The organism is Cellvibrio sp. BR (assembly GCF_000263355.1).
In the GTDB taxonomy this organism is placed as follows: Bacteria; Pseudomonadota; Gammaproteobacteria; order Pseudomonadales; family Cellvibrionaceae; genus Cellvibrio.
In genome coordinates, this window is the sequence record NZ_JH668206.1 from 181,192 (window position 1) to 182,769 (window position 1,578).

Sequence of the window (1,578 nt, forward strand, 5' to 3'; positions counted from 1 at the left end):
CAAATACATTTTTGCAGGGTTAGCTATTGATCGTGATCGACTTCTAATTTCAGAGCAAAGCGATGAAAACATTATTGCCGTTGACATTAGAACAGGACAGCGAACTATCTTTTCAGAAAACCCTACAGAAAACAATGAGGTTTTTGCATTAGCGATAGATCCAATCAGTAGACGTTTATTCGCATCCTCATCCGGTCCACTCTACGAAATAAATATCGTGGATGGTTCCATCGTAAATAAATTTGAAACTGCCCCCTTGGATAATTACTTCAATATTTCAATAGAAACTGTAAATGGGCAGGCCAATTTAGTGTTTGTTGAGAATGTGTATTTGGGACCTGGAAAATTGGCTAAATTTTCATTATCTAATAATGAATTAGAAATAGTTTCTGATGAGAATAAGATGCCAGGTCTTGAGGACGTGTTTGGATTAGATGTTGATTTTCAAAATAATAGGTATCTGATTGCGAGTGGAGGTCAAACTAACGATTTAAATAAGCATGCAATAATTGCTGTGGATCGAGTTACTGGCCAACACAGCGTATTTTCCAGCAATGCAGTCGGCACTGGGCCATTGTTTTCTGGAATGCTAACTGAGGGATATTCCGCTGCTTTGATTGATATAGAGGTTGATCAAAAGCGCAATCGTGCATTGATCAGCGAATTTCCAGCGAAAGTATTTGCCGTCGATCTTACAACTGGTAACCGCTCATGGTTTAAAGACATATCTTATAAAAATGTCGACTCTGATTCTGCGAAAAGCTTTGATTTATACAACATGAAAATTGATGTTGAAAATGATCTAATGTTTGGTCTTGATTCTAAAAGAGAGAGTGTTTTTGTAATCGACTTGGAGACAGAGGAAAGAGTTATCATTTCAAAATCTCAAAAATAATTTTGATACTTTGATTAGTAAAAATTTATTATTATTTGAGCGGAGCTGCCTAAATCCCAGAGATCACTACTGAGTGCTCTCTGGATAGTGAAGTAATTTGCTGAACGTATTTGATATTAGTATTTTCTCGAATAGCAATAATTGCATTTTCTATTCATCATAAAAAATAAGTATGGATGCTAAATTTTATTAAATACGCTTCAGCGAGCACCGCAAAGTGCTCGTCGAAAAAAGCGTCACGTATAGTCAATTTCCTACAGCCAAGGCTTATTGCTAGCAGGTAAAATCCGCGCCTTTTGAACATACCGCTTTATTCAACAGCTCCTCTTTTTATCGCAAAGGAATCATTACTATCATGACGATAGCTACACTGCACCGCGTATTCTCCCGAACCGTTTTACTCCTGGGCTTCACTGCACTTGTCGCTTGCGGCGGAGGTGGTGGGGGAGGCGATAACACAACGGCCTCACGATCCAGTAACAGTACTGCTGGTACCAGCAGTGCAGGTATCAGCAGCTCGGTGGGTGTCAGTAGCATTGCCTCGAGTAGCAGCAGTGCCTCTTCTATTCCTCTTCCCGATACTATTCCCAATAGCTTTAGCTTTAACTCTGTTACTGGCGTGGAGCTCTCTGCAGTAACGCCTTCTGAGGCTGTAACCATTTCCGGTATTAACACTCTCGCTA

Annotated in this window: 1 protein-coding gene and 1 pseudogene; both read left to right on the top strand. The window is 39.8% G+C overall.

Annotated features, from left to right (window positions below; translation table 11 throughout):
• Positions 1-895, top strand: an 895-nt coding sequence (locus O59_RS19050) for a hypothetical protein (RefSeq protein WP_198284834.1), incomplete at its 5' end; no start/stop codon positions are given.
• A 355-nt stretch (positions 896-1,250) separates the two neighbouring features.
• Positions 1,251-1,578: pseudogene (locus O59_RS21875) on the top strand (hypothetical protein); the annotation flags it as partial.